Genomic DNA, 24,938 nt, shown 5'->3' with positions numbered 1-24,938 from the left:
CTTTATTTTAACCTGATCTCGCTTACACTGCAGCCTTGCGGTACCATCGGGAATACGTTGTTCTCTTTGGTTACCATTACTTCTAACAGGAACGAGCCTTTATGGTCTATCATTTCGTGTAGGGAGGTAGTTAGGTCTGCTCGTTGGTCTATCATTTTACCTGCAATGCCATAACCTTTGGCAACCATTACAAAATCAGGGCTCTGAATATCTACGAACGAGTAACGGCGCTCATTAAACAGCTCCTGCCACTGGCGCACCATGCCCAGGAACCGGTTGTTCAGGATGATGATCTTTACATCCACCTTGCTTTGCATAATGGTACCCAGTTCCTGTAAGGTCATCTGGAAACCGCCATCGCCGATAATGGCAACTACGGTACGGTCCTGCGCACCAAATTTGGCGCCGATGGCTGCCGGAAGGGCAAAACCCATTGTACCCAAACCGCCGCTGGTAACGTTGCTACGGGTTTTATTTAGTTTGGCGTAACGGCAGGCCACCATCTGGTGCTGGCCTACGTCGGTTACAATAACGGCTTCGCCTTTAGTAATGTCGTTTAATTGTTTGATCACCTCGCCCATGGTCATCTCGCCACTGGTTGGGTTCAGTTCATCGTGTATAACGGCTTCAATTTCTTTGCGGGTATAGTCATTAAATAAAGCTAACCACTCATCGTGCTGTTTGGCTTCAACAGCTGCGGTGAGCAGGGGCAGGGTTTCTTTACAATCTCCCCAAACAGGTACGGCCGATTTAACATTTTTATCTATCTCGGCCGGGTCGATATCCAAATGGATCACTTTTGCCTGTTTAGCGTATTTATCTAAGCGGCCGGTTACACGATCGTCAAAACGCATCCCAATAGCGATCAGTACATCACATTCGTTGGTTAAAACATTAGGCCCGTAGTTACCGTGCATACCCAGCATACCCACATTTTGCGGATGATCTGTAGGGATAGCGCCTGCACCCAGGATGGTCCATGCTGCCGGGATGCCGCTCTTTTCAACAAAGGTTTTAAACTCTTGCTCGGCACTGCCTAATATTACACCCTGCCCCCATATAATAAATGGTTTTTTTGCTTGATTGATCAGTTCCGCAGCCTGTTGGATATATTGCTGCCTTACGATAGGTTTTGGCCTGTAACTACGGATATGGTTGCATTTGATGTAACCGTCGTAGTCGAATTTCTGGATCTGGGCGTTCTTGGTGATGTCTATCAATACCGGGCCCGGCCTGCCGCTTTTAGCAATGTAAAATGCCTTGGCAATAACTTCGGGAATTTCGGTTGCATCCGTCACTTGGTAGTTCCATTTGGTAACAGGGGTGGTAATGTTGATTACGTCTGTTTCCTGAAAGGCGTCGGTACCTAAAAGATGGGCGAATACCTGCCCGGTGATACATACCAACGGTGTACTGTCAATTTGCGCATCGGCTAAGCCGGTAACTAAATTAGTAGCGCCGGGGCCGCTGGTTGCAAATACCACACCCACCTTGCCCGATGTGCGGGCATAACCCTGCCCGGCGTGGATGCCGCCCTGTTCGTGGCGTACCAGGATATGGTTCAGTTTTTCTTTATAGTCGTAAAGGGCGTCATAAATAGGCATAATGGCACCACCAGGGTAACCAAAAATAGTTTCCACACCTTCCACAATCAATGCTTCTAACAAAGCAACCGATCCTGAAACTTCAATGGTTGGTGTTTTCACGGCATCTGTTGTGATGGCACCTATCTCTTGTGTGATTGTTTGTGTTTCCATATTACACCTATTGCACTTATTTTATGATTAATGATCTCACAGATTTCTATAATTTCACCTATTTTCTCTTCTTATTTTTAATCCGACTAAAATTCATCCGTTACACAACCTTCGGCAGCGTTGGTAACTGTTTTGGCATACCGGTATAACAAGCCCTTTGTCACCTTTAATGCAGGCTGTTGCCATGCGGCTTTGCGTGCCGCCATTTCCTCATCGCTTATCATTACGTTGATCTGATTAGTGGTGGCATCGATGATGATCTTATCCTCATCTTTAATTAAACCAATTGCGCCGCCTTCAAAAGCTTCAGGAGTGATGTGGCCTACCACAAAACCATGTGTGCCGCCGCTAAAACGGCCATCAGTTATTAATGCTACCGAACTACCCAAACCTGCGCCAAATATAGCCGAGGTGGGTTTCAGCATCTCCGGCATGCCCGGCGCACCTTTAGGGCCTACATTGCGGATAACCACCACGTCGCCTTTTTGAACCCGGCCGCTCTGGATGCCTGCTATCAGCTCAAATTCGCCATCAAATACCCTTGCAGGTCCTTCAAAATGGGTGCCTTCCTTACCGCTTATTTTAGCTACGCTACCACCTGTGGCAATGTTGCCGTATAAGATTTGTAAGTGACCGGTAGCTTTTATGGCATGCTCAACTGGAAGGATGATCTTTTGGGTATCGAAATTTATTTCAGGCACGTCTGCCAGGTTCTCGGCAATGGTTTTGCCGGTAACGGTAAGGCAGCTACCATCCAGCCAACCCTGTGCTAAACAGTACTTCATTACTGCGGGTACACCGCCTACGTTATGCAGGTCTTCCATCATATATTTGCCGCTTGGTTTCATATCAGCCAGTACAGGGATGCGGTTGCTGACGGTCTGGAAATCATCCTGCGTTACTTTAACGCCCACGCTTTTAGCCATTGCTATCATGTGCAATACTGCGTTGGTGCTGCCGCCCAATACCATGATGATCACTATCGCATTTTCAAATGCGGCGCGGGTCATGATATCGCTTGGTTTAATGTCTTTCTCTAATAATGTCTTGATGGCCTTACCGGCGGCAAGGCATTCTGCTTTCTTCTCGTCGCTTAGTGCAGGGTTTGATGATGAGTAAGGCAAGCTCATCCCCAATGCCTCGATAGCCGCTGCCATGGTATTTGCCGTGTAAATACCACCACAGGCACCCGCGCTTGGGCAGGCATTTTTAATTACGCCCAAAAAATCCTCGGGCGTGATCTGTCCGGCTATCTTTTTACCCAAGGCTTCAAAGGCCGAAACAATGTTAAGATCTTCGCCTTTCCAGTGACCGGGTTTAATGGTGCCGCCATATACCATGATAGACGGACGGTTTAAACGGCCCATTGCCATGATAGAGCCCGGCATGTTTTTATCACAGCCCGGCAGGGTAATTAAGCCGTCGTAGTACTGTGCTCCGGTAACCGCTTCAATAGAATCGGCGATGATATCGCGGCTCACTAAGGAGTAGCGCATCCCTTCGGTACCGTTGCTCATACCGTCGCTTACGCCAATAGTATGAAATATCAGCCCCACCAGGTCTTCATCCCAGATGCCTTGTTTAACCAACTTGGCAAGATCATTCAGGTGCATGTTGCAGGTGTTACCATCATAACCCATACTGGCCACACCAACCTGCGCTTTACGCATATCGTCGTCGGTTAGACCGATCCCATATAGCATAGCTTGTGCGGCCGGCTGGGTAGGATCTTGGGTGAAGGTTTTGCTATATTTATTTAATTCTATAGCTGTAGTAGTATCTGCTGATGAACTCATTTTCTATATTTTACGTTTTGCCGTAATGCTAAAAATTACAATTACCAATTTAGTTGTATTGCGTTTATGTAAGGTAGATATAGCCCTAAGGAATAGCAAGGGCTAAAAATATTTTTTAAAATAAGAATATTGTTTTATTAATTTTAATTAATCGGAATTTAAATCTGTATTAAATGTAAATATTAGAATTTAATTTTTATCATCCTATACCAAAGTTTAAAACGGTATTTAGTATGTTTTTTATGCATGCATAGCAAGTTGTCAAAATTCGGCGTGAAATGGGGGGGGTGAAAGAAAAATGTGCATAAAAAAAGTCCGGCCAATACTGACCGGACTTTAATATAAAGCCATTCGTCAGTTAATCTAATAGAAGTTCAAAATATGAATCATCTAAGTTGTCTAGTTTGTCTGAATTAATAAATTCAATTTTAATATTGGTTGTAATTGACGAAATTTCTTTTGGTAGTTTTTTTAATTCGGTACACCGTTCGTCATTGTACTTATTTGTAGGAAGTGCTATTAGCAAAATTGACATAATATTATTTTTAATTTTATCAGAATAGACTTTAGCTCTCCAATCCATTTTAATTATCACTTCTTGAATAGTTTTTTTCGTCACACCATTTGGGTAGTATTTAAATTCGAAAATATAATCCTTTCTACTGAGGGTACCAGAATTTAATACCAAATCGTATTCAGCTAGAAAAGATCTATTGTTTAGTCTTATGTTAGTTAAGATTTTAAATCTATTTTGATAGACTGAGGTCAGTCTAGAACTGAAAAATTGTTCTATATGTGTGTAGTTTGATATGAATTCATTTTTTGTTGGCGTAGAGGTTGTTGTTGTTGTTGTGTTTTCGATATCTGAATTAATATTGGTCGCTTCATTAAATTCGCTTTCATTTTTATTAACAACGTCTGCTGGACTCATGCTTTTAACTTCTTTTTCAAGTTTTTCGGTTGTTAAGGTGTCTCGTTTGTCAATTTCTGCTTGTTTGTTGAACCATTTTTTAAGACCAAAAATAATACTTAGTACTCCGGCAAAAAACAAAATGGCGGAAGTCCAAGGAATTATTGAAGATAAACGGCCAATGAAGGCTTGCCTGTTTGCAACTACAAATTGGGCTTCAGGTGTTAAAAGTAAGATCTTATTTTTTTCAATCAATAAATCGAACGGCTCCTTTAAATAAAACCACGGCATTAATGTAGCTATACCAATTAATATGATTCCAGCGGAAACTAAAAATTTATATAAGTCGCTAAACTCAAACTTATCCATATCGTGACATAAAGCAAAGTCAATAAAGATGACGATTAAAATTTCAAAGAACAAAAAAAAGTCCGGCCAATACTGACCGGACTTTTCACTTATCAGTATAAAAGTTCTATTTATGAATAATACCTTCTGCTAAAACAGTAACCTTATTATTTAAAGCTTCTACAACGCCGCCCTGGATCATGAAAACCTCATCCTTGCCGGTACCTTTAATAGTAAGCTTACCGTCGTTTAAGGTAGAGATGATAGGGGCGTGATTGTTCAGGATCTCGAAAGAACCCAATGCACCGGGCAGGGTTACCGAGGTAGCCTCGCCTTCAAAAACTTTTTTATCAGGAGTAAGGATTTCTAATGTCATAGTCGTTAGAGATTTAAGAAGTCAGGAAACAAGATTTAAGATAAAATCCTGCCTCTTATTTCTTGCTGTCTCGTGTCTTATTAGTTATTAGCTTCTGTCAACAATTTTTTACCTTTTTCAATAGCATCTTCAATGCTGCCTACCAGGTTAAATGCTGCTTCGGGATATTCATCAACCTCGCCATCCATGATCATGTTGAAACCTTTGATGGTGTCCTTAATGTCAACCAATACACCTTTTAAACCGGTGAACTGCTCGGCAACGAAGAACGGCTGAGAAAGGAAACGCTGAACACGGCGTGCGCGGCTTACCACTAATTTATCTTCTTCAGATAACTCATCCATACCTAAGATGGCGATGATATCCTGTAATTCTTTGTAACGCTGTAAGGTTTCTTTAACACGTTGAGCGGTATTATAATGCTCATCGCCTAAGATAGCTGCGCTCATAATTCTTGAGGTCGAATCCAGTGGATCTACCGCAGGATAAATACCTAATTCGGCAATTTTACGTGATAATGAAGTGGTTGCATCCAAGTGGGCAAAGGTTGTTGCCGGTGCAGGGTCAGTTAAATCATCTGCGGGCACGTAAACAGCTTGTACAGATGTAATTGAACCACGTTTTGTTGACGTGATACGTTCCTGCATGCCGCCCATCTCAGTTGCCAGGGTTGGCTGGTAACCTACTGCTGAAGGCATACGACCCAACAGTGCCGATACTTCAGAACCTGCTTGTGTAAAGCGGAAGATGTTATCTATAAAGAACAAGATATCGCGGCCTTTACCTTCTCCGTCACCATCACGGAAGTATTCCGCAAGGGTTAAGCCAGAAAGGGCAACACGTGCACGTGCACCGGGAGGCTCGTTCATCTGTCCGAAAACGAATGTTGCTTTTGATTCTTTTAAAGCTTCAGGGTCGATCTTAGATAGATCCCATCCGCCTTCTTCCATGGAGTGCATAAATGCATCGCCGTATTTTATAATGCCCGATTCCAACATCTCGCGCAATAAGTCGTTACCTTCACGGGTACGCTCACCAACACCGGCGAATACGGATAACCCGTCATAAGCCTTGGCAATATTATTGATCAGTTCTTGTATTAATACTGTTTTGCCGACACCTGCACCGCCAAATAAGCCAATTTTACCACCTTTTACATAAGGCTCTAAAAGGTCAATAACCTTGATGCCCGTAAAAAGCACTTCTGACTCGGTAGATAGATCTTCAAAGCGCGGAGGAAGTGCGTGAATTGAATTGCCGTTTGATTTATCAAGGTTGGGAATACCATCGATACCATCGCCAACTACGTTGAATACACGGCCTTTAATAGCTTCACCAACTGGCATTTTAATAGACCCTTCGGTATCTAAAACCGCCATTCCGCGTAACAAACCATCGGTTGAATCCATCGCGATTGCTCGTACACGGTCTTCACCCAAGTGCTGCTGAACTTCTAAAATAATTTTTTGTCCATTATCTTTTGTGATCTCAAGCGCATCATAAATTTTAGGAAGATGTGCATCATCAGCAAAACTAACGTCAACTACCGGACCAATGATCCTTGATATTTTTCCAATGTTTGGCATATATAACCTGGTGTTTTAAAGAATTTATTATGAAACAGATACCTTGTAATACAGAACGGTACCATTTCAGAGGCGCAAAGTTAAGGTTTATTGCCAAATAATTAAATAGTTATATAAAGGAATTTTCAATCATTTTTTATTCCTGTTTTTTGTATGTTTGAAGCCCAATTATAAACAGAGTTTTCTTTAAACCAATTAAATTATCTTAATGAAAAAACTTTTACTACTCTTTATGTGGTTATCGCCTGCCGTTATTTACGCGCAAGGTTTCCAGGTTAACCTTAATGGCCAAAAACAAATAGGTATGGGCCATACCGGCATCGGTTTAGCACAAGATGGCGCTTCGGTATCGTTTAACCCGGGTGCGGTTGCCATGCTGCCCGAGAATTACATCCAAGGTGGTATCAGCCCCTTGTTTTTTAAGTCGGCTTTTAACGCGGCAGGCAGTAATGTGGTCAACTACAATAAAGATAAGGTAGCTACACCATTTAACGCTTATGCCGTTTGGGGGCCAAAAGCAGCTGCCTGGAAATTAGGCATAGGTGTTTATACGCCGTTTGGTGGCTTAACCGACTGGGGCAACACCTGGCAGGGTAAATACGTGCTGGAAAGCCTTGATTTAAAAGCGATATTTATTCAGCCTACCATCAGCGTAAAACTGGCCGACTACCTGAGCATTGGCGGCGGGTTTATTTACAACCGTGCAAGTGTTGATTTGCAACGTGGTATCCCATTGATAAGTGCTACCGGCGAAGTTGGCAAGGCACAGTTAACCGGCAACGGACATGGTTACGGCTGGAACGCGGGTATCTATGTGAAAACAGAGGTTGGGATGACGGTTGGTATCACCTACCGCTCGCAAGTGAACACCAATATTAAAGGTGGCGATGCGATATTTAGCGTGCCGGGATCATTGGCCGCCAGCTTCCCGCAGCCAAACACTTTTAGCGCGGGCATTCCGTTACCGGCCCAGGCTTCGATTGGGTTTGGTTTCTACCCGTCGTCAAAATTAACGCTGGCATTAGATGCTAACGTGGTAGGGTGGGATTCATACAAGGCCCTTGCTTTTGATTATGCAACCAATGCACCTTCATTACAGGATACTTATTCGCCCCGTAATTACAAAAACGCTTTCAGCGTAAGGGGTGGTGCACAATATAAGGTAACCGATAAATTCGCGCTTAGGGCGGGTGGTGGTTATACCAGCACGGCTGTGCCTGATGGTTATGTAACACCGGAGGCACCCGATGCCAATCGTTACTATGTAACAGGTGGTTTAGGTTACAAGTTTGGCAGTAGGCTGGATATCGACCTGTCCTTCGAGTACGAGCACTTGGGCTCGAGGTTCCAAACCAACGTAGAATCGAACCTGTCGGGCACATTCAAAACGAATGTCTACATCCCGGGAATTGGAATTGCTTATCACTGGTAAACCATATTAAACACATGAAAACGTTAAAACAATATTTATATATATCAGCAGCGCTGTTTGTATTTGCAGGCTGTAAACCCGAAATTAAGACCGCTAACAAGGCAACAAGTAATGCCGATTTTAGCCGTTATATTGCTGTAGGTAATTCGCTAACCGCAGGCTATGCCGATGGTGGTTTATACCTGGAAGGGCAGCAAAATTCTTACCCCAGCATTATTGCCAAACAAATGGCAGCTGTAGGCGGCGGTACTTTCACCCAGCCTTTATTTAATGCCGACCAGGCAAACGGATCTGGCTATTTACAGCTGACCGGCTTTACGGCTACCGGATCGCCCATTACAACTACTGTAACAGCCAACACCGCTGTCCGCGGGCAGGTTACCATACCGGGTTTTGGTAACGTTACGCTATATACCAAATACACAGGCGACATTAACAATTACGGTGTACCGGGTATTAAACTACAACAGATCACCTTTGCGCCCTACGGTAACCTGAACGGTTTTTTTGAACGGATGCTGCCGGGAAACGCCGGTACCAATAGCACAACTTACCTGGATTTTGTAACAGCCAAGCCGTTTACTTTTTTTACCGATTGGTTGGGTAATAACGATGCTTTGGGTTATGCCACCAGCGGTGGTGCAGGGGATGTATTGACAGACAAAGGTACGTTTGCAGCTTTGTATAATTTATCTATCGGCAAGTTAACCGCCAGCGGCCAAAAAGGTGCTGTGGCAACAATTCCGGATGTTACCGCAATCCCATACTTTAATACCGTAACGGTCGGCGCGGTGTTGGCGGCTGTAAAGGCGGCTAACCCGGCTGTAGCCAACTTATATATCAACGCACGCACAACTGCTGCCGATGGTACTGCAACCTATGCAGCGCGTGTTGCCACCGCTGCCGATCTGATCGTGCTGACATTCCCTACAAGCAAAATGGGTACACCGATTACTACGCCGGCAGGTACATTGCCTTATGGCTTAACGCCTTTAACGCCAATCGAAAATCAGTATGTGCTGGATGCAAACGAGATCACTTTAACCAAGGATTACGTGGTGAATTATAACAATACCATCAAATCGATTGCGGCAGCCAAAGGGTTGGCGGTATTTGATGCTTACACGTTCCTGAATGGGGTTAAGCAAAATGGATTGGTGGTTGATGGCGTTGGTGTGAGTTCTAACTACATCAGCGGTGGTTTGTTCTCTTTAGATGGCGTGCATTTAACCCCTCGCGGTTATGCTATTGTAGCCAATGAGTTTATCAGATCTATCAACAAAACCTACGGGTCATCAATCCCGTCGGTTAATGTTGCAGATTACAACGCCGTTAAATTCCCGGCGAAATAGTTAATTAAGTTTTAAGTAATGAGTTCCGGGTTTTAAGTAGCAATATTTAAAACCCGGAACTTTTTTGTTGTCAAGAAGTTCCTCACCGCTCACCGCTCACCACTCACTACTCAAAACTCAGCACGATCTTCCCCATGTGGTCGCTGCTTTCAATAAGGGCATGCGCTTTGGCAGTTTCATTTGCCGGGAATACTTTATAGATAACAGGTTTTATTTCGCCCGATGCCAGTAAAGGCCAGATGTGTTCCTCAAGGTTTTTGGCGATAGCACTTTTAAAGGCCACATCGCGCGACCGCAACATGGAGCCGGTAATATTGATCCGTTTGCGCATCACTACCGACAGGTCTATTTGAACGTCTTTTCCCTTCATGGTATTGATTAACACCAGCCGGCCATCATTTGCCAGGCATTGTAGGTTTGGCGCGGTATAGTCGCCGCCTATCATATCCAATATTATGTCGACTCCTTTATTATCGGTGAGCTTCAATACCTCTTCACTAAAATTTGCAGTTTTATAGTTGATGGCTTTCGCCGCACCTAATTGTTCGCAAAACTCACATTTCTCGTCAGACCCTGCGGTAACGTAAACTGTGCTGCCCAGGGCTGCAGCCATTTGAATCGCTGCCACGCCAATACCGCTGCTGCCACCATGAACCAATAAGCTTTCGCCGGGTTTCAGGTGGCCACGGTCGAACACATTACTCCAAACGGTAAACAAGGTTTCGGGCAGTGAGGCCGCCTGTGCAAAGGATAGGTTATCGGGTATAGGCAGGCACTGGCCTTGAGGCACGTTGCAGTATTCGGCATAGCCGCCGCCGATGACCAGGGCGCATACTTTATCACCAACCTTCCAGCGGGTAACTTGCTTGCCTACTTCTTTTACAATTCCTGCTATTTCTAACCCGGGGATGTCAGCCGGTGCTCCAGTTGGCGGCGGATAATTGCCCTTGCGCTGTGCTACATCAGGCCGGTTAACACCCGCGGCCATTACCTGGATCAATACCTCCGTATCAGCATAGGGTGGGGTGGGCCGCTCGGCAGGCTGTAAAACTTCCGGCGCGCCGGGCTGGGTAATGATAATGGCTTTCATAATAGCAGGAATAGCTTTCACGCCCAATATGTTTGAAATATTGATTTGACGGTAGAGAATTTGAAAGCGGGACAGGCTCTAATATAGATCTATTGATGTTCATGAACACTCGTGAACAATCGTGAACAAAAATTAACGCTTGATAATCAGTGTTTTAAATAATTGACTACTGGCAAAGTTTTTATGGCAGAGACATACCTTTAGAAATTCGACTTCAATCAAGAGAGTATTGCAAAAGAAAATTACGCTTCATAATAAAGGTCAATCAACAATTGTCCTGTCTGATCTTTCCATTTGATCCATCCTATTCTACCGGAATCTTGCGACTTTAATTGAATCCAATCGCCGGTCACTTTCAAAGGTGAGTAAAATGCATCTTTCTCATATTTAACACTTGTTGTTCCATTAGCCGAAACCTTTAAAGGATTCTTTTTCTGGTCAAAATCTACTGCGAAAACATTCAGTAGGTGTTTTCGCCAACTTTCCTGTTTAAATACTATATCAGTTTTCTTTATATACTTTATAATATGCTTTGATTCATGCACAATCACCGCATAGTATGCCGCCGTTTCACCAACACATCTAAAAACTAAAGTCCCATTATCCGCTTTGAGGGCATATGGTTGAATTTGTTTATCATTGAACTCATCATTGATTTTGAATGATTTCCAAGTACTATGATCAAGATTGTAAATCTTCAACGCACTGTAATTATAAGTATCACTAAGTACCACTAAACCTTTGTCATCAACTATTATTTTCGACGATTTCTCTGTTGATTGATCACCAAGTATTTTTTTTGACACGCTGAGACTTTTACCTGAAAATCCAATTATACAGGTAAGCGTTAAAACTAAAAATTTGATAGATGCAATATTCATCTTACATTACCCTAACCTTTAAAAAGCTCGGGTGCAATTTGGAACTGTACACCCGGTGGGTGGCTTTTTTAAAGTCGGTATCTTTGGCTTTCATGATATCTTGAAACTGCTGGGTATTCCTGTCTATCAGCGGGAACCAGGTGCTTTGGATCTGTACCATAACGCGGTGGCCCTTTTTAAAGGTGTGCAGCACATCCTGCAGTTCGAAGTTTACAGGGGTTACCTTGCCGGGCACAAATGGCTCGGGTTTGTCAAAGCCGTTGCGATATTTGCCGCGCATAGCTTCGCTGCGTACCATTTGTTCATAGCCCGCCATCTTAACCTCTTTGCCTGTGAATTTATTGGCGCTGGCCGTATCGGGGTAAACGTCCAATACTTTTACAATCCAATCGGCATCGGTACCTGTAGTGCTTACCTTTAGGTTGGCCCAAATGTTACCGGCTAATGTCACGTCGTTATCCAATACTTCGGTTTGATAAGTTAACACATCGGGGCGTTTCTCGGCAAAGCGCTGGTCGGCGGTCATGTATTCGCGCTGCATATCGTTGGTGATGCCATCCCAGAAAGGTACCGGGTTCATCGGGTCAGATACAAATTCTTTGTAGTCGTCCTTGCCTGTTGCAGGCGCGGTGAACGATAGTTTACCGCCCGGCAAAAAGTAAAGGTTCTTTTCTTCGGCCTCTTTCGGCGGCCAGGTTTTGTAAGTTTTCCACTGGTTTTCGCCCGTCTCAAAGGTTGATACTTTCGGCATATCCAACGGAGTGCCCTTTAAATAATGACTAAAAAAGGCAAACTCTATCTTCTCCCTGTAAAACGGACCGGTCGGGCCGCCAAAGCTCACATCACCCAGGTGGTCGCCGGCACCACGTGCCCAGCCGCCATGCACCCATGGGCCCATAGCGAAGTACACAGGTGTCGTCGGGTTGTTTTTGGCTAACACTTTATAAGTATTGATAGCACCATATAAGTCCTCGGCATCATACCAGCCACCGGTAACCAGGGTTGCGGTTTTAATATCATGCAGGTGGGTCAACACATTACGGTCTTTCCAATGTTGGTCGTAATTGGGGTGATCCATCATTTCATTCCACAGGCGGATGGTATCTTTGTAGTATTTTACATTAGAGTTGCGCATGCTGCCCATATCCAAAAAGAATTTGTAGCCATCCTCGGTACCCATGTTAAAGCCTTTACCACGGCGTTGCGTAGGCTTATCGTCCTGGCGGTTGGTAAAGCTGGGATAGAAGCCGAAGTTGGCTACCAGCATAAACGCGCCGTCATGGAAGGCATCATCGCGGTACAGATCGGCAATGGGTGCCTGCGGCGATGCTGCAACTAACGCCGGGTGGCGGCTCAATAATGCGGTAGTGGTGTAGAAACCCGGATAGGAGATACCCCAAACGCCTACCTTGCCATTGTTATTGGCTACGTTCTTCAGCAGCCAGTCAATAGTATCATAAGTATCTGTCCCTTCATCTACATCCTTATTGGTTTTGTGGTTTTCCAGTTCGGGGGTCATTTCCTCATAGATGCCCTCGCTCATGTAGCGGCCGCGCACATCCTGGTAAACAAATATGTAACCGTCATGCAAAAACTGAGGCGAGGGGCCCAAGCTGCCCTTGTATTTATCTACACCATACGGTGCTACACTGTAGCAGGTACGGTCCATCATAAACGGGTATTTCTTTGACTGGTCTTTAGGTACGTACACCGAGGTAAACAGCTTTTTGCCGTCGCGCATGGGTATGTTATACTCAAACTTGGTGTAGTTGTCTTTTACGTAAGCGGCATCGGCACCACCGGGTTGTTGTGCTTGTGCTGCGATTGTCGAGAAGATGAAGCATAACGCGATAAGGAGAGATCTTTTCATGAATTGGAGATTGATGCTTTAAAAATAGCTAAAAATTGCAAACATCGACTAACGGAAGTTAACGATCCTGATACACAATGCCCTCACATTGAAACAAAATTTTCTTTTTATATCCTTTTCTGTTTACAAAGATTGTGTACTTCCCAATATCCTTTCTTATTGTATCTCCTATCTCAAATTGTTTAATATTGTGAGAAATCCATCCTCCTCCATTATAGTATTCGACATTGCCATGCGTTTTTGGATTGATACCAGACAGGTGCACATTTCGTCCATTGTGATATATATCTTTTAAGATGATATCAAACTCATCGTGCGTTTTAAAATCATTTGACCAAGCTTCACAGGAAAAATCAGGGGCACATGATCCGATCATGTAGCAAATTGTGATTAAAAAGACAAATCGGTTTTTCATATTCATCTGTATTTTTTAAATGAAAAAGTGTGTTAGCACAAGTAGCTTTAATTCCTAAGAGCAATCGATCCGAACAATTGAGGCATTTATTTTACATTTCTACGCCTCTGATTTATTACTAAAAATAACAAAAATTGGCTATACTACTTACTTTCAACATATGAAAGTACATTGTAGCTTAATGGGGTAACTGTAGGCTCAAAAGTTGATTACAGCTGGAATGCTAATTACGGTACTTATTCTGTACCTAATGTGTCCGGCCTGCCTAAAAGCAATTTGGGCCCTGCCGCTATCGATATCCAAAGTACCAGTGCATCAACCGCGGGCTCATTGGCTACGCAAACGGTCAATAATGCTTACGGCATCTACCTATACTATAACCTTCCGAATACTGATGTGCATACTTACCTTAGCAGTGTGTCTAATGCGTTATACGGCAGCCCAACCGTTTACAACACCGGTGCGACAACCACAGGCGTGAGCTTTTACCAAGACATTAATTATACGGGCACCGCTACCGCCAGTATCCCTAAAGGGAATTACACATTGGCACAACTTCAGGCGTATGGGTTTGTGGATAATTGGGCATCATCGGTAACGGTACCGTCGGGATGGACGGTTACGATGTATACTAATGATAACTTTACCGACACCTCTTGGGTATGCACTGCCAATACCGCTAATTTTACCACACTATCGCCAAATGCAAATGATGTGGTTACATCGGTTAAAATACAATAGCCGTTAAACAAGTAAGGCCAGCTTTAATCAAGCAGGCCTTACTATATGTTTGTATGAGATTACTCGTTGATAGCTTTAACGCCAGGTAACTCTTTACCTTCCATATACTCTAACAAAGCGCCGCCGCCGGTTGATACGTAGCTAACATCGTCAACCATGTCAAACTTGGCTACTGCAGCAGCAGAGTCGCCACCACCGATCAGCGAGAACGCGCCGTTATCGGTCGCTTTAGCTACGGCTTCGGCAATGGCTTTGGTACCTACCAGGAATTTCTCCATTTCGAACACACCCATCGGGCCGTTCCAAAGTATGGTTTTTGATTCTTCAACTACCTTGCTAAAGATCTTTACCGTTTCCGGGCCAATATCCAATCCCATCCAGTTGTCAGGGATCTCGCCAGTTTTGGCAATATCAGTATTCGCATTAGGTGCGAATTTATCGGCAATAACGTTATCAACGGGTAACAACAGGTTAACACCTTTTTCCTTTGCTTTTTTAACCAGGCTTAGTGCCAGTTCCAGTTTATCAGCTTCTACTAATGATATACCGATATTACCACCATCTGCCTTGGCAAATGTGTAGGCCATACCACCACCAATGATCAGGTTATCTACCTTATCCAAAAGCTTCTCGATCAGTTCGATCTTATCGGATACCTTCGAGCCACCCATAATAGCGGTGAATGGTTTTGCTGCACCGTTCAAGATCTTTTCAGCATTGTTTAATTCGGCTGCCATCAGGTAACCAAAGAATTTAGCCTCCGGGAAAAACTGTGCGATAACGGCTGTTGAGGCGTGTGCGCGGTGAGCTGTACCAAAGGCATCATTCACATATATATCGCCCAATTTAGATAGCTTCTCTGCAAAATCTTTATCGCCTTTTTCTTCTTCTTTGTAAAAGCGCAGGTTCTCTAATAATAAAACTTCGCCTTTGCCTAAGGCTTTTGATTTTTCAAGAGCTTGCTCGCCAATGCAATCGTCGGCAAATTCAACCTGCTGACCTAAAAGATCTGACAGGTGTTTAACTACGTGCTTTAAAGAATATTTATCTGTAGGTCCATCTTTTGGGCGGCCCAGGTGCGACATTAAGATAACGGCACCACCATCTTTTAATATTTTTTTGATGGTTGGCAATGCCGCGGTCATACGGTTATCGTCGGTAATGTTAAAGTCGTCGTCTAATGGAACGTTGAAATCCACGCGTACCAGCGCTCTTTTACCGTTAAAACTGATCTGATCTATTGTTTTCATATAGGATTGTATGGTTTATGAACGGGGCCAAATTCAACAAATTTATTCTAATAGGCAACGTTAAAATCATAAAGGTGTTTGTTTATAGCCGAAATTTCATCATAATTTCATTGGATCTTAACATACATTACGTAGTGCGAGCCAATGCCGGGTACCTCAAATTCGGGTGAAATGATCTCGAAACCCAGGCTCAGATAAAAAGCTGCGGCCTTTTTGCGGGCGTTGCACCAAATGTAATTTACCTTTTGCCCGCGCATGTAGGTAATAGCAAAATTCACCAGCAAATTACCGTAACCTTTGCCGCGGAATTGTTCGGTAGTGGCCATACCGCGTAACTGGTAGGCCTTGCCTTTAAAGTCGCCATGGGTTTGCGGATGGAAGGAGGCGATACAAGCCAGTTCGCCATTCGCAAAATACCCGAGGTGAAAGGACTGCGGGTTGTCGTCGTTTGGGAAACGGCATTCATCGTGTGTTAATCTGCCCTCTCGTAAAACCTCGTTACGGATAGGCAGCACATCGTCGGCAGTTATAAATTTGATCATGATCTTAAAAGGCTAATCTTCTCTACCAAATCGGCCAGGCGGCTGCTGTAACCCATCTCGTTATCGTACCAGCCTACCACCTTAACCAGCCCACCAACTATAGAAGTAAGTTGCCCATCAAAAATGCAGCTGTGCGGGTTGTCTAATATATCGGTAGATACTATTGGGTCTTCGGTGTATTCCAATACATTTTTCATCGGGCCATCGGCCGCGGCTTTAAAGGCTGCATTAATCTCCAGCACCGTCGGCATTTTTTTGAGGCTGCAGGTAAAGTCGGTCAATGATCCATTTAATACCGGCACACGTATGCCCGCGCCGCCCAAATGACCTTCTAAATGAGGGAATATGGCGGTTATAGCTTTTGCAGCTCCGGTGGTTGTAGGGATGATAGATGCCGACGCCGCGCGTGCCCTGCGCAAGTCTTTATGCGGCGCGTCGTGCAGGTTTTGGTCGCCGGTCATGGAGTGTACGGTGGTAATGTAGCCATCGGTAATACCCCAGTTTTGGTCCAGGATCTTTACCATAGCCGCTACGTTATTAGTGGTACATGATGCGTTAGAGATAATTGGGGAGGATAGGTCAACCTCGCCGTCATTTACGGCCAGTACAACTGTCGGGATATCCTTATCGCCCGGAGGGGCGGATATAATTACTTGCTTGGCACCGGCGGTTAAGTGTTTAGTTGCGCCTTCGCGGGTGATGAACTTACCGGTAGATTCTATGACCAGGTCAATTTCCAGCTCGGCCCAGGGCAGATTGGCCGGGTCTTTTTCCTGGTAAGTATTTATCTCGTTTCCGTTAATGATCAGTGCAGTACCGGTATGCCCAACCGTTCCTTTAAAGCCGCGGTGTACCGAATCATATTTAAACAGGTGGGCCATGGTGGCGGTGTCTGCCAGGTCATTAATAGCAACTACCTGTATATTGGATTTGGTAAGAATAGTCCTTAAAAAAATACGGCCGATACGGCCAAAACCGTTTATAGCGATCCTCATTATATTAAAATTAAGGGTGTGAAATTACAGAAAATTTAGGTGGGGAATGTTGGCATGGTGTAAACGAAAAGGTCTAGGCAGCGAACTGTCATGGTGAGCCTGTCGAACCATCTGCCCTCACCCGCCCTTAAATAAGCTACGGGGTGACAAATTGTTAAAATATTGCAAATGGGTTTACAAAAGTTTACACTTTTCGCAAAAAAGTCCTTTAAATCGCTTTCTATCAAATACTTATAAATAAGGTGGGTTTACACTTCTTTAAGTGTATCTGCAATATTCTTTCTCCCCAAATTGGTAGAAACTACCGGTTGATCTCTTTCCAGAGCAGGTCCTTCAGCTCTGTGATATTTTTTTGCGCTACAGATGAAATGAATACGTATGGAATCTCTGCAGGCACTTCCTTTTGCATTTCGGCCTGTAATTCCTCGTCCAGCATGTCAGATTTGGTAATGGCCAGCACACGTGGTTTGTGCATCAGCTCGGGGTTATATTCGTTCAGTTCCCTTAACAGGATGTCGTATTCCTCTTTGATGGTGCGGGCTGTATCGGCAGGGACCATAAATAACAATACCGAGTTACGTTCGATATGGCGCAGGAAACGGATCCCTAAACCTTTACCCTGAGATGCACCTTCGATAATACCCGGTATATCGGCCATCACGAATGATTTATTATCGCGGTAGCCAACGATGCCCAGATTAGGTACGAGGGTGGTAAAGGCATAATCGGCAATCTCCGGCTTGGCTGCCGATACTACCGATAGCAAAGTTGATTTACCCGCATTGGGGAAACCTACCAAACCTACATCTGCAAGGATCTTTAGCTCAAGGATATTCCAATCTTCCTGTCCGTCTTCGCCGGGTTGGGCAAAGCGAGGGGTTTGTTTGGTAGCGGTTTTAAAGTGCCAGTTACCTAAACCGCCACGGCCGCCATTAGTTAAAATTTTGGTCTCACCGTCGGTATTGATCTCAAATAAAACTTCGCCCGTTTCTGAATTTTTGCAGATGGTACCCAGTGGCACTTCCAAGATCTCGTCACGACCGGTTTTACCGCTGCGTAACGAACTGCCGCCCGAGTCGCCGTCGCCGGCTATGACGTGTTTACGGAATTTAAGGTGAAGCAGTGTCCATAACTGGGCGTTACCTTTTACAATAACGTGCCCGCCGCGGCCACCGTCGCCGCCATCAGGGCCGCCTTTTGAAGTTAATATATCTCTGTGCAAATGCGAAGAACCCGCGCCTCCGTGGCCGGAGCGGCAACAGATCTTTACATAATCAACAAAATTTGAGCCTTGAGACATAATTGAAAAATTTCGGATGTCGAATTTCGGATGTCGAATTTCAGCTAAATCCGAAATTGAAAGTTCGACATCCGAAATTCTTAGTAACCCGCTACTACAGAATTGATAGATCCGAAGATCTCGTCTATCGACCCAATTCCGTTGATGCTGGTATATTTGTTATGGTTTTGATAAAAACCGGCAACAGGCGCGGTTTTATCATTGTATTCTTTTATGCGTTTGCGAATCACTTCGGGGTTGGCATCATCCGGCCTTCCAGAGCTTTTACCGCGTAGCAATAAGCGTTGCTCTAATTCACTATCGGTAACCTCTAAAGCGATCATGCCCGAGATCTCTGATTGTTTGGAGGCCAATAACTCATCCAAGGCTTCGGCCTGGGCCACTGTGCGCGGGAAACCATCAAAAATGAAGCCCTTAGCATCTTTATTAGCGTCCAGCTTATTGCTTATCATGCCAATAACAACTGCATCGGGTACCAGTTTACCATCGTCCATCAACTTTTTTGCCTCTATACCCAATTGGGTGCCGTTAGCAATCTCGGTACGCAACAAGTCACCCGTTGAAAGATGAATTAATCCGTACTTTTCGATAAGATTTTGTGATTGGGTACCCTTCCCTGCTCCGGGGGGACCAAACAGTACCAAGTTAAGCATCCCTTTGTGATTAAAGTTAAAAGCCTCTCCGTTATTTACAGAAAGGCTTTAAGTAGTTGTGCACTTGTAGGGATTCGAACCCCAAACCTTCTCATCCGTAGTGAGATGCTCTATCCAATTGAGCTACAAATGCATTTCCCGATTGATAAGTTTCATATGCCGAAACCAGCATATTCCCCTTTTTTAGCGGACTGCAAAAATAGAATACTTTTCTATTCGCTGCAAACTTTTCTGAAATTACTTTACTTTTTCTGCTATCGCATCAAAATCTGGCAGGTCGCCGGCGTTCTCCAATACTTCGGCATATATAATGTTCTGCTCCTCATCTATAACAAATGCCGCACGCTGAGATACGCCGTGCATTCCCATAAAGTCGGCATATAAAGCACCGTAGGCAGATGAAACCTCTTTGTTAAAATCTGACAGTAAAGGGAACTGGTAAGCGTTTTCTTCCTTAAACTTAGCCAGCGTGAACGGCGAATCGACAGAGATGCCTAAGATCTGCGCGTTAAGGCCATCGTAGTAACCAAAGCTATCGCGCATAGTGCAAAGCTGTGTGGTGCAAACGCCGGTAAACGCCAGAGGGAAAAAGTGTAGTACTACCTTTTGCCCCTTAAAATCGGCTAACGAAACATCTTTAAGGTCTGTTGATTTTAGTGTGAATTGTGGTGCCTGCTGGCCTGCTTGTAACGACATGTTGTATATTTTTATGCAAAGAAAGTATTTTATTAATAATAAATTAGTGCGGGCCCTTTTCTAACCTAACTATGAATATAGCATGACACAAACAATAGGGCAAATATCCCTGCTCGTAAAAGATTATGACGAGGCTATAGCCTTTTATACCCAAAAGCTGGGCTTTGAATTAGTGGAAGATACTGTCATCAATAGTACTAAGCGCTGGGTGCGGATAGCCCCGCCGAACTCTGCCAGTTTTTCCTTGCTGCTTGCCCGGGCCGTAGGTACGGAACAATCAAACCACGTGGGCAACCAAACCGGGGGGCGGGTGTTCTTATTTTTATATACCGATAACTTTGACCGTGATTATAACTTATACCTGCAAAACGGTGTAAAATTTGTACGGACACCACAGGTTGAACCTTACGGTACAGTTGCTGTTTTTGAAGATCTATACGGTAACCTCTGGGATTTAATCGAAGCTAACGAACAGTAACTGTCCATTGAGCTTTCTCGCTATTGACGTCTACGACGTCGCGCAAATGTGCCTAAAGTCTGCTGCCACAGTAAAACACCCGGGGGGCTCGTCTCCGGCCGATAGGTAACTCTATCTAAACCCATGCAAATAATTCAATATTTAAAAGATTTAACTTCTCATTATCAATAGGAATGTTATTTTTACAAACCGTTAAAACCTTATCACCCAATATGAAGAGACTTATACTTACCCTTGTTGTACTTACTACGTTTATACTGAACGCCCGTAGCCAGTCAGAAAATTTCAGGGCCTTTAAGGTTGATTTTAGTTTAGGTTACGCATCACCGGCCAATTCGGGTAGCGGAGCGGGTTCCTCATCGGGGGGTGTTTCGTTTACCTTGCATCCGCATTACCGCTTGAGCGATCAGTTTGCTGTCGGTTTAAGAGTAGATGCCGCTTTACTTGGTTATAGTACTTATGATGCCGTATCTAATACCTTCTCAGCCTCACAAATTGCATCGTTAACCTCGTACGCTTTAACCGGCGAATACTATTTAATGGATGGTGGTTTCAGGCCGTTTATCGGTGCAGGTGCAGGTGTGTTTAGTCAATCTTCTATCCAGGTGTTAGATGCCAACGGCAGCACCATCGTTAACGGTACCTTATTAGAATCTAAGATAGGGGTATTTCCCGAAGTTGGTTTCGAAGTTGGGCACTTCCGTGTTTCGGGCGATTACAATTTTTTGCCTAATAAAGCCGGGTACCTGGGTGTTAAAATGGGTTTCTTCTTTGGCGGTGGCCGTAAAGACGGCGGCGGCTCAAGCCGTGGTCAAAGAAAGGGCCGTGGCGGTAAGTATCTGAATTGGGAGGGATAACAAACCCAGGTTAGCCACGTTAAAGTTTACTTACACCACGCTATGCAATCACCTATCAATATTAATATTACGGGCATCCAGCATATAGGTGTGCCTGTTACCCATATTGAAACATCGCAGGCGTTCTACAGCCGTTTGGGCTTTGCTAACGTAATGCAGGCGGGCTTTGGCGAAGCCGGCGCGCGCGGAACCTGCGTGATGATGCAGCGCGACTCGATGATCATCGAGCTGTACCAATTACCCGAGCAAGAACTGCAGGAGATCCGTACGCGAAAAAACGGGCATATAGATCACATCGCCTTTGATGTACCCGATATTGATGTAGCCTTTAAAACTATAAAAGCAGCGGGGTTAACTATCTTAGAGCCCGAACCTGTATTCCTGCAGTTTTGGAAAAACGGCTGCAAATACTTTAACATTACCGGCCCCGACGGCGAACGGCTGGAATTTAACCAGGTATTGTAAGTTTACGCACCGGTTTATTTGCAACTGTATCACTACTCCGCATCATTACGTAATAGTGAAAACGTATCACGATGCTTAAAAAACTATACCTCCTCCTTGTTTTATTGGTCGGCTTTGCTGCCTGCACTAAAAACAGTAATCAGGCTTGCACTACAGCCTGCACGGCTCAATACATTTATACCTATGCAGGCATTGTATTGAACGATAGCAAAAACCCAAATGCCAAATTCAATAATATAACAGTCCTCAACCTGCGTACCCAAAAAGCTGTGGTGTTGCCCCTATATCCTCCCAATGTTGATTTTGTTGCAGGTTTTGTATTGGTGGCGGCAAATGATAACAAAGGGGAATTCTCAACCGCGGGCGATGATATTCGCATTACGGCTACCAACTCGGTAACCGGCGAAACCAAAAGTGCAGTTATTAAGATCTCGGGCGGCTGTAATTGTAACATAGCTAAAATATCGGGACCCGATAAACTGGATTTTTAAGAAATTATCTGTGCAGTAAAAGGGCGACGCGCTTTTGCGCAGTGTTGAAATGGTTTGTACGCCAATTATTATTAATCATATATCACGTTGCTGCGATGATTACTATCCACGGAATGGCTGCGTAAGTGAAATCTAATTGGCTATTTGTTTGTTAAAGCGTAATATTGCTCTAATAAACCCCTTTACATGAATATTAAGCAAGGATTACTCATTGGCTGTATAGCTATAAGCACCATAGCTGTAAAAGCACAAACCAAATTATACCACGAGCAGTACCGTCCGCAGGTGCATTTTTCGCCGCAGGAAAAATGGACTAACGACCCTAACGGGATGGTGTACTACAAAGGTAACTATCACCTTTTTTTTCAATATTATCCAAAGGCAACAGTTTGGGGGCCGATGCACTGGGGACATGCGGTGAGTAAAGATATGATCCACTGGAAGCAGTTGCCTATTGCCCTGTACCCCGATAAATTAGGCTATATTTTTAGCGGCAGCGTAGTTGTGGACGAAAAGAACACATCAGGCCTGGGTACTAAAGACCACCCGGCTATGGTGGCTATTTTTACCCATCACGACCCGGTGGGCGAAAAGAACGGTACCGTAAATTATCAGAACGAAAGCCTGGCCTACAGCCTTGATGAAGGTAAAACCTGGACAAAATATAAAAGCAACCCGGTGCTTAAAAACCCCGGTATAAAGGATTTTCGCGACCCGAAAGTGTTTTGGTATGCGCCCGGTAAAAAATGGCTGATGAGCCTGGCCGTTAAAGATAGGATAGCCTTTTATTCGTCGCCCAACCTTAAAAACTGGAAAAAAGAAAGTGAATTTGGCCAAATGATTGGCGCCCACGGTGGTGTTTGGGAATGCCCTGATCTGATGCCTTTAAAACTGAACGGTAAAGATTACTGGGTGCTGCTGGTGAGTATCAACCCCGGCGGTACCAACGGTGGCTCGGCTACGCAATATTTTGTGGGGCAGTTTGACGGTAGTAAGTTTACACCCGTAAGCACAAAAACCAAATGGATAGATTTTGGCCCGGATGATTATGCAGGCGTAACCTGGGGCAATACCGGCAACCGCAAGGTATTTTTGGGCTGGATGGGTAACTGGCTGTACGCTAACCAGGTGCCGACCGTTAAGTGGCGCAATGCCATGACCATCCCGCGTGAGTTATCACTGGAAGAGTTGGGCAGCGATGTTTACCTGGCATCAAACCCGGTAAAAGAATTGAAGAACATAACCGCTAAAACCATAAAGCTAAACGCGAAGGATCTGGCCAATGGCAACAACATTTTCTCGGTCATCAAACAAAACCTGGGGCAGTACCGCCTAAAATTCAAAACAGACCAGCTCGCTAATTACTCAATAGTGTTGGGTAACGAAAGCGGCGAAAAACTGATCATCGGGTTTGATAAAAAGAACAACCATTACTACCTGAATCGAACCAATGCCGGCCGGAATGATTTTAGTAAGATCTTTACCGGGGTTGCCTACGCGCCGAGGATAGACATTACCCCGTCGTCAGACCTGGAACTGATCGTCGATCAATCATCCATAGAATTTTTTGCCGATGGTGGCTTAAGCAATTTGACCGGTGTGTTTTTCCCTAAAAAGCCTTACACCCGTTTAAGTATTTTAAGTAACGGTATGGAGTTAAAAGATGTGGAAATAACGCCGCTGAAATCTATCTGGTAAGAATTATTTACAAATATATGCTTCAAACGGTGGTGCTTACTCAAGCACCACCGTTTTGTTTTTATACACAAATACGCGGTCTTCAAATACCAGTTTAAGAGCTTTGGCCAATACGGCGGTCTCCACCTCTTTACCCGCCTTCACCATATCCTTAACTGTTAACGAGTGCCCGGCAGGGGTAATTTGCTGCGCGATGATGGGGCCTTCATCCAACTCATTAGTTACATAATGCGCAGTGGCGCCTATGAGTTTAACGCCGCGCTCATACGCCTGCCTGTAGGGGCTGGCGCCTGCAAATGCGGGTAAAAAGCTATGATGGATATTGATGATCCGCATAGGGTAGCGGCCCACAAAATTTGGGCTCAGGATGCGCATGAATTTTGCCAGCACCAGGTAGTCAAAATCATATCCGTCAATGATCTCTACAACGCTTTGCTCTGATGCTGCTGCATCGCCTGTAGTTTCAATTAAATGGAAAGGAATATCGAACCGCTCGCAAATATTTTGCAGCGTGGTATGGTTGCCAATAACGCATTGCACCTCGGCACCCAGCGTTTTAAAGTAATTGCGCACCAGTATATCGGCCAGGCAATGATACTCCTTGGTAACCAATACTACTATTTTCTTTAGCGGTCGTGGATTTATTTTGATGAGCGCACCCGTCGGTAGTATTTTTTCCAGGTCGGTGGCCAGGCTTTCGGTATCTGTATTCTTGTCAACTTCCAGCCGTATAAAAAACAGGTTTTCGGTATTATCTACATGTTCTTGCAGACTGATAATGTTGAAACCGCCCCTCGCCAGCGACCGTGAAATGGCGGCTACCAACCCCACCTGGTCGGTACATTGAATAAATATTATCATTTGAGTTTTAGATGCCTTGTTCGGCCTTCAAAGCTATAAATAACAGGGAGTTATCATGCAAAAAGCCACCCCAAAAAATGTTGAAAACTTTTGGTGGT

The 24,938-nt window shown here is 44.5% G+C and carries 24 protein-coding genes and 1 tRNA gene; 8 read left to right on the top strand and 17 right to left on the bottom strand.

Annotated elements, in window-relative coordinates; genetic code table 11:
- Nucleotides 1–2 precede the first annotated feature (2 nt).
- From ilvB to atpD, 5 genes are all read right to left on the bottom strand, one after another.
- A complete protein-coding gene (gene ilvB / locus IDJ76_RS05205; protein ID WP_224746208.1) occupies nt 3–1,757 on the bottom strand; it encodes a biosynthetic-type acetolactate synthase large subunit in 1,755 nt (584 codons plus the stop codon).
- Between the two features lie 86 nt (nt 1,758–1,843).
- On the bottom strand, nt 1,844–3,553 hold the full coding sequence (ilvD, locus tag IDJ76_RS05200) for a dihydroxy-acid dehydratase (protein ID WP_191161487.1): 1,710 nt from the start codon (nt 3,551–3,553) through the stop codon (nt 1,844–1,846).
- Between the two features lie 358 nt (nt 3,554–3,911).
- Nucleotides 3,912–4,832 (bottom strand): hypothetical protein, encoded by a 921-nt coding sequence (locus IDJ76_RS05195; RefSeq protein WP_191161485.1) that lies wholly within the window; start codon nt 4,830–4,832, stop codon nt 3,912–3,914.
- 106 nt (nt 4,833–4,938) lie between these two features.
- Nucleotides 4,939–5,187 carry an ATP synthase F1 subunit epsilon gene (atpC, locus tag IDJ76_RS05190; protein ID WP_191161483.1) on the bottom strand — a complete coding sequence of 83 codons (249 nt, stop codon included), beginning with the start codon at nt 5,185–5,187 and terminating at the stop codon, nt 4,939–4,941.
- 80 nt (nt 5,188–5,267) lie between these two features.
- Nucleotides 5,268–6,773, bottom strand: coding sequence for a F0F1 ATP synthase subunit beta (atpD, locus tag IDJ76_RS05185; protein WP_191161481.1), 1,506 nt, complete (start codon nt 6,771–6,773; stop codon nt 5,268–5,270).
- 208 nt (nt 6,774–6,981) lie between these two features.
- Here atpD and IDJ76_RS05180 point away from each other — a divergent pair, with 208 nt between their 5' ends.
- Together IDJ76_RS05180 and IDJ76_RS05175 are read left to right on the top strand one after the other, a co-directional pair.
- A complete protein-coding gene (locus IDJ76_RS05180; protein WP_191161479.1) occupies nt 6,982–8,205 on the top strand; it encodes an OmpP1/FadL family transporter in 1,224 nt (407 codons plus the stop codon).
- Nucleotides 8,206–8,219: 14 nt separating this feature from the next.
- Nucleotides 8,220–9,557 carry a G-D-S-L family lipolytic protein gene (locus IDJ76_RS05175; RefSeq protein WP_191161478.1) on the top strand — a complete coding sequence of 446 codons (1,338 nt, stop codon included), beginning with the start codon at nt 8,220–8,222 and terminating at the stop codon, nt 9,555–9,557.
- A 106-nt stretch (nt 9,558–9,663) separates the two neighbouring features.
- Here IDJ76_RS05175 and IDJ76_RS05170 read toward each other — a convergent pair whose 3' ends face one another.
- The 4 genes from IDJ76_RS05170 to IDJ76_RS05155 form a co-directional block, all read right to left on the bottom strand.
- Entirely contained in the window at nt 9,664–10,668 is a 1,005-nt protein-coding gene (locus tag IDJ76_RS05170) for an NAD(P)H-quinone oxidoreductase (RefSeq protein WP_317173944.1), read from the bottom strand.
- Between the two features lie 221 nt (nt 10,669–10,889).
- Nucleotides 10,890–11,528 carry a hypothetical protein gene (locus tag IDJ76_RS05165; protein ID WP_191161476.1) on the bottom strand — a complete coding sequence of 213 codons (639 nt, stop codon included), beginning with the start codon at nt 11,526–11,528 and terminating at the stop codon, nt 10,890–10,892.
- A 1-nt stretch (nt 11,529) separates the two neighbouring features.
- Entirely contained in the window at nt 11,530–13,398 is a 1,869-nt protein-coding gene (locus IDJ76_RS05160; RefSeq protein ID WP_191161474.1) for a CocE/NonD family hydrolase, read from the bottom strand.
- Between the two features lie 58 nt (nt 13,399–13,456).
- Nucleotides 13,457–13,774: a hypothetical protein gene (locus IDJ76_RS05155; protein WP_191161472.1), complete on the bottom strand. Its 318-nt coding sequence runs from the start codon at nt 13,772–13,774 to the stop codon at nt 13,457–13,459.
- 291 nt (nt 13,775–14,065) lie between these two features.
- Here IDJ76_RS05155 and IDJ76_RS05150 point away from each other — a divergent pair, with 291 nt between their 5' ends.
- Nucleotides 14,066–14,554, top strand: coding sequence for a hypothetical protein (locus IDJ76_RS05150; RefSeq protein ID WP_191161470.1), 489 nt, complete (start codon nt 14,066–14,068; stop codon nt 14,552–14,554).
- Nucleotides 14,555–14,613: 59 nt separating this feature from the next.
- Here the strand turns inward: IDJ76_RS05150 and IDJ76_RS05145 are convergent, their stop codons facing one another.
- From IDJ76_RS05145 to IDJ76_RS05115, 7 genes are all read right to left on the bottom strand, one after another.
- Nucleotides 14,614–15,804, bottom strand: coding sequence for a phosphoglycerate kinase (locus tag IDJ76_RS05145; RefSeq protein ID WP_191161468.1), 1,191 nt, complete (start codon nt 15,802–15,804; stop codon nt 14,614–14,616).
- 107 nt (nt 15,805–15,911) lie between these two features.
- Nucleotides 15,912–16,346 (bottom strand): GNAT family N-acetyltransferase, encoded by a 435-nt coding sequence (locus tag IDJ76_RS05140; RefSeq protein WP_191161466.1) that lies wholly within the window; start codon nt 16,344–16,346, stop codon nt 15,912–15,914.
- A complete protein-coding gene (gene gap / locus IDJ76_RS05135; protein WP_191161464.1) occupies nt 16,343–17,341 on the bottom strand; it encodes a type I glyceraldehyde-3-phosphate dehydrogenase in 999 nt (332 codons plus the stop codon). Before gap ends, IDJ76_RS05140 begins: the two co-directional genes overlap by 4 nt.
- A gap of 301 nt (nt 17,342–17,642) precedes the next feature.
- Nucleotides 17,643–18,641: a GTPase ObgE gene (obgE, locus tag IDJ76_RS05130; protein WP_191161454.1), complete on the bottom strand. Its 999-nt coding sequence runs from the start codon at nt 18,639–18,641 to the stop codon at nt 17,643–17,645.
- A gap of 80 nt (nt 18,642–18,721) precedes the next feature.
- Complete coding sequence (locus IDJ76_RS05125) at nt 18,722–19,294, bottom strand: adenylate kinase (protein ID WP_191161452.1); 573 nt, start codon at nt 19,292–19,294, stop codon at nt 18,722–18,724.
- Between the two features lie 59 nt (nt 19,295–19,353).
- Nucleotides 19,354–19,427 (bottom strand) — tRNA-Arg (locus IDJ76_RS05120).
- A 104-nt stretch (nt 19,428–19,531) separates the two neighbouring features.
- Nucleotides 19,532–19,990 (bottom strand): redoxin domain-containing protein, encoded by a 459-nt coding sequence (locus IDJ76_RS05115; RefSeq protein ID WP_191161450.1) that lies wholly within the window; start codon nt 19,988–19,990, stop codon nt 19,532–19,534.
- Between the two features lie 82 nt (nt 19,991–20,072).
- On the opposite strand from IDJ76_RS05115, the gene IDJ76_RS05110 reads away from it, so the two are divergent.
- From IDJ76_RS05110 to IDJ76_RS05090, 5 genes are all read left to right on the top strand, one after another.
- Nucleotides 20,073–20,468 (top strand): VOC family protein, encoded by a 396-nt coding sequence (locus IDJ76_RS05110; RefSeq protein WP_191161448.1) that lies wholly within the window; start codon nt 20,073–20,075, stop codon nt 20,466–20,468.
- A gap of 212 nt (nt 20,469–20,680) precedes the next feature.
- The gene (locus IDJ76_RS05105; RefSeq protein ID WP_191161446.1) at nt 20,681–21,325 is read left to right on the top strand and encodes a hypothetical protein; all 645 of its coding nucleotides are present in this window, start codon (nt 20,681–20,683) and stop codon (nt 21,323–21,325) included.
- Nucleotides 21,326–21,367: 42 nt separating this feature from the next.
- Nucleotides 21,368–21,790, top strand: coding sequence for a VOC family protein (locus tag IDJ76_RS05100; RefSeq protein WP_191161444.1), 423 nt, complete (start codon nt 21,368–21,370; stop codon nt 21,788–21,790).
- 71 nt (nt 21,791–21,861) lie between these two features.
- Entirely contained in the window at nt 21,862–22,281 is a 420-nt protein-coding gene (locus IDJ76_RS05095) for a hypothetical protein (protein ID WP_191161442.1), read from the top strand.
- A gap of 186 nt (nt 22,282–22,467) precedes the next feature.
- A complete protein-coding gene (locus IDJ76_RS05090; RefSeq protein ID WP_191161430.1) occupies nt 22,468–23,979 on the top strand; it encodes a glycoside hydrolase family 32 protein in 1,512 nt (503 codons plus the stop codon).
- Nucleotides 23,980–24,015: 36 nt separating this feature from the next.
- Here the strand turns inward: IDJ76_RS05090 and purU are convergent, their stop codons facing one another.
- On the bottom strand, nt 24,016–24,840 hold the full coding sequence (gene purU / locus IDJ76_RS05085) for a formyltetrahydrofolate deformylase (RefSeq protein ID WP_191161428.1): 825 nt from the start codon (nt 24,838–24,840) through the stop codon (nt 24,016–24,018).
- Nucleotides 24,841–24,938: the final 98 nt, after the last annotated feature.

The sequence above is a fragment of the Mucilaginibacter glaciei genome, assembly GCF_014773245.1.
Lineage (GTDB): Bacteria > Bacteroidota > Bacteroidia > Sphingobacteriales > Sphingobacteriaceae > Mucilaginibacter > Mucilaginibacter glaciei.
Note: the sequence above shows the minus strand (reverse complement) of the source record. Positions and strands in the feature narration are given on the sequence as shown.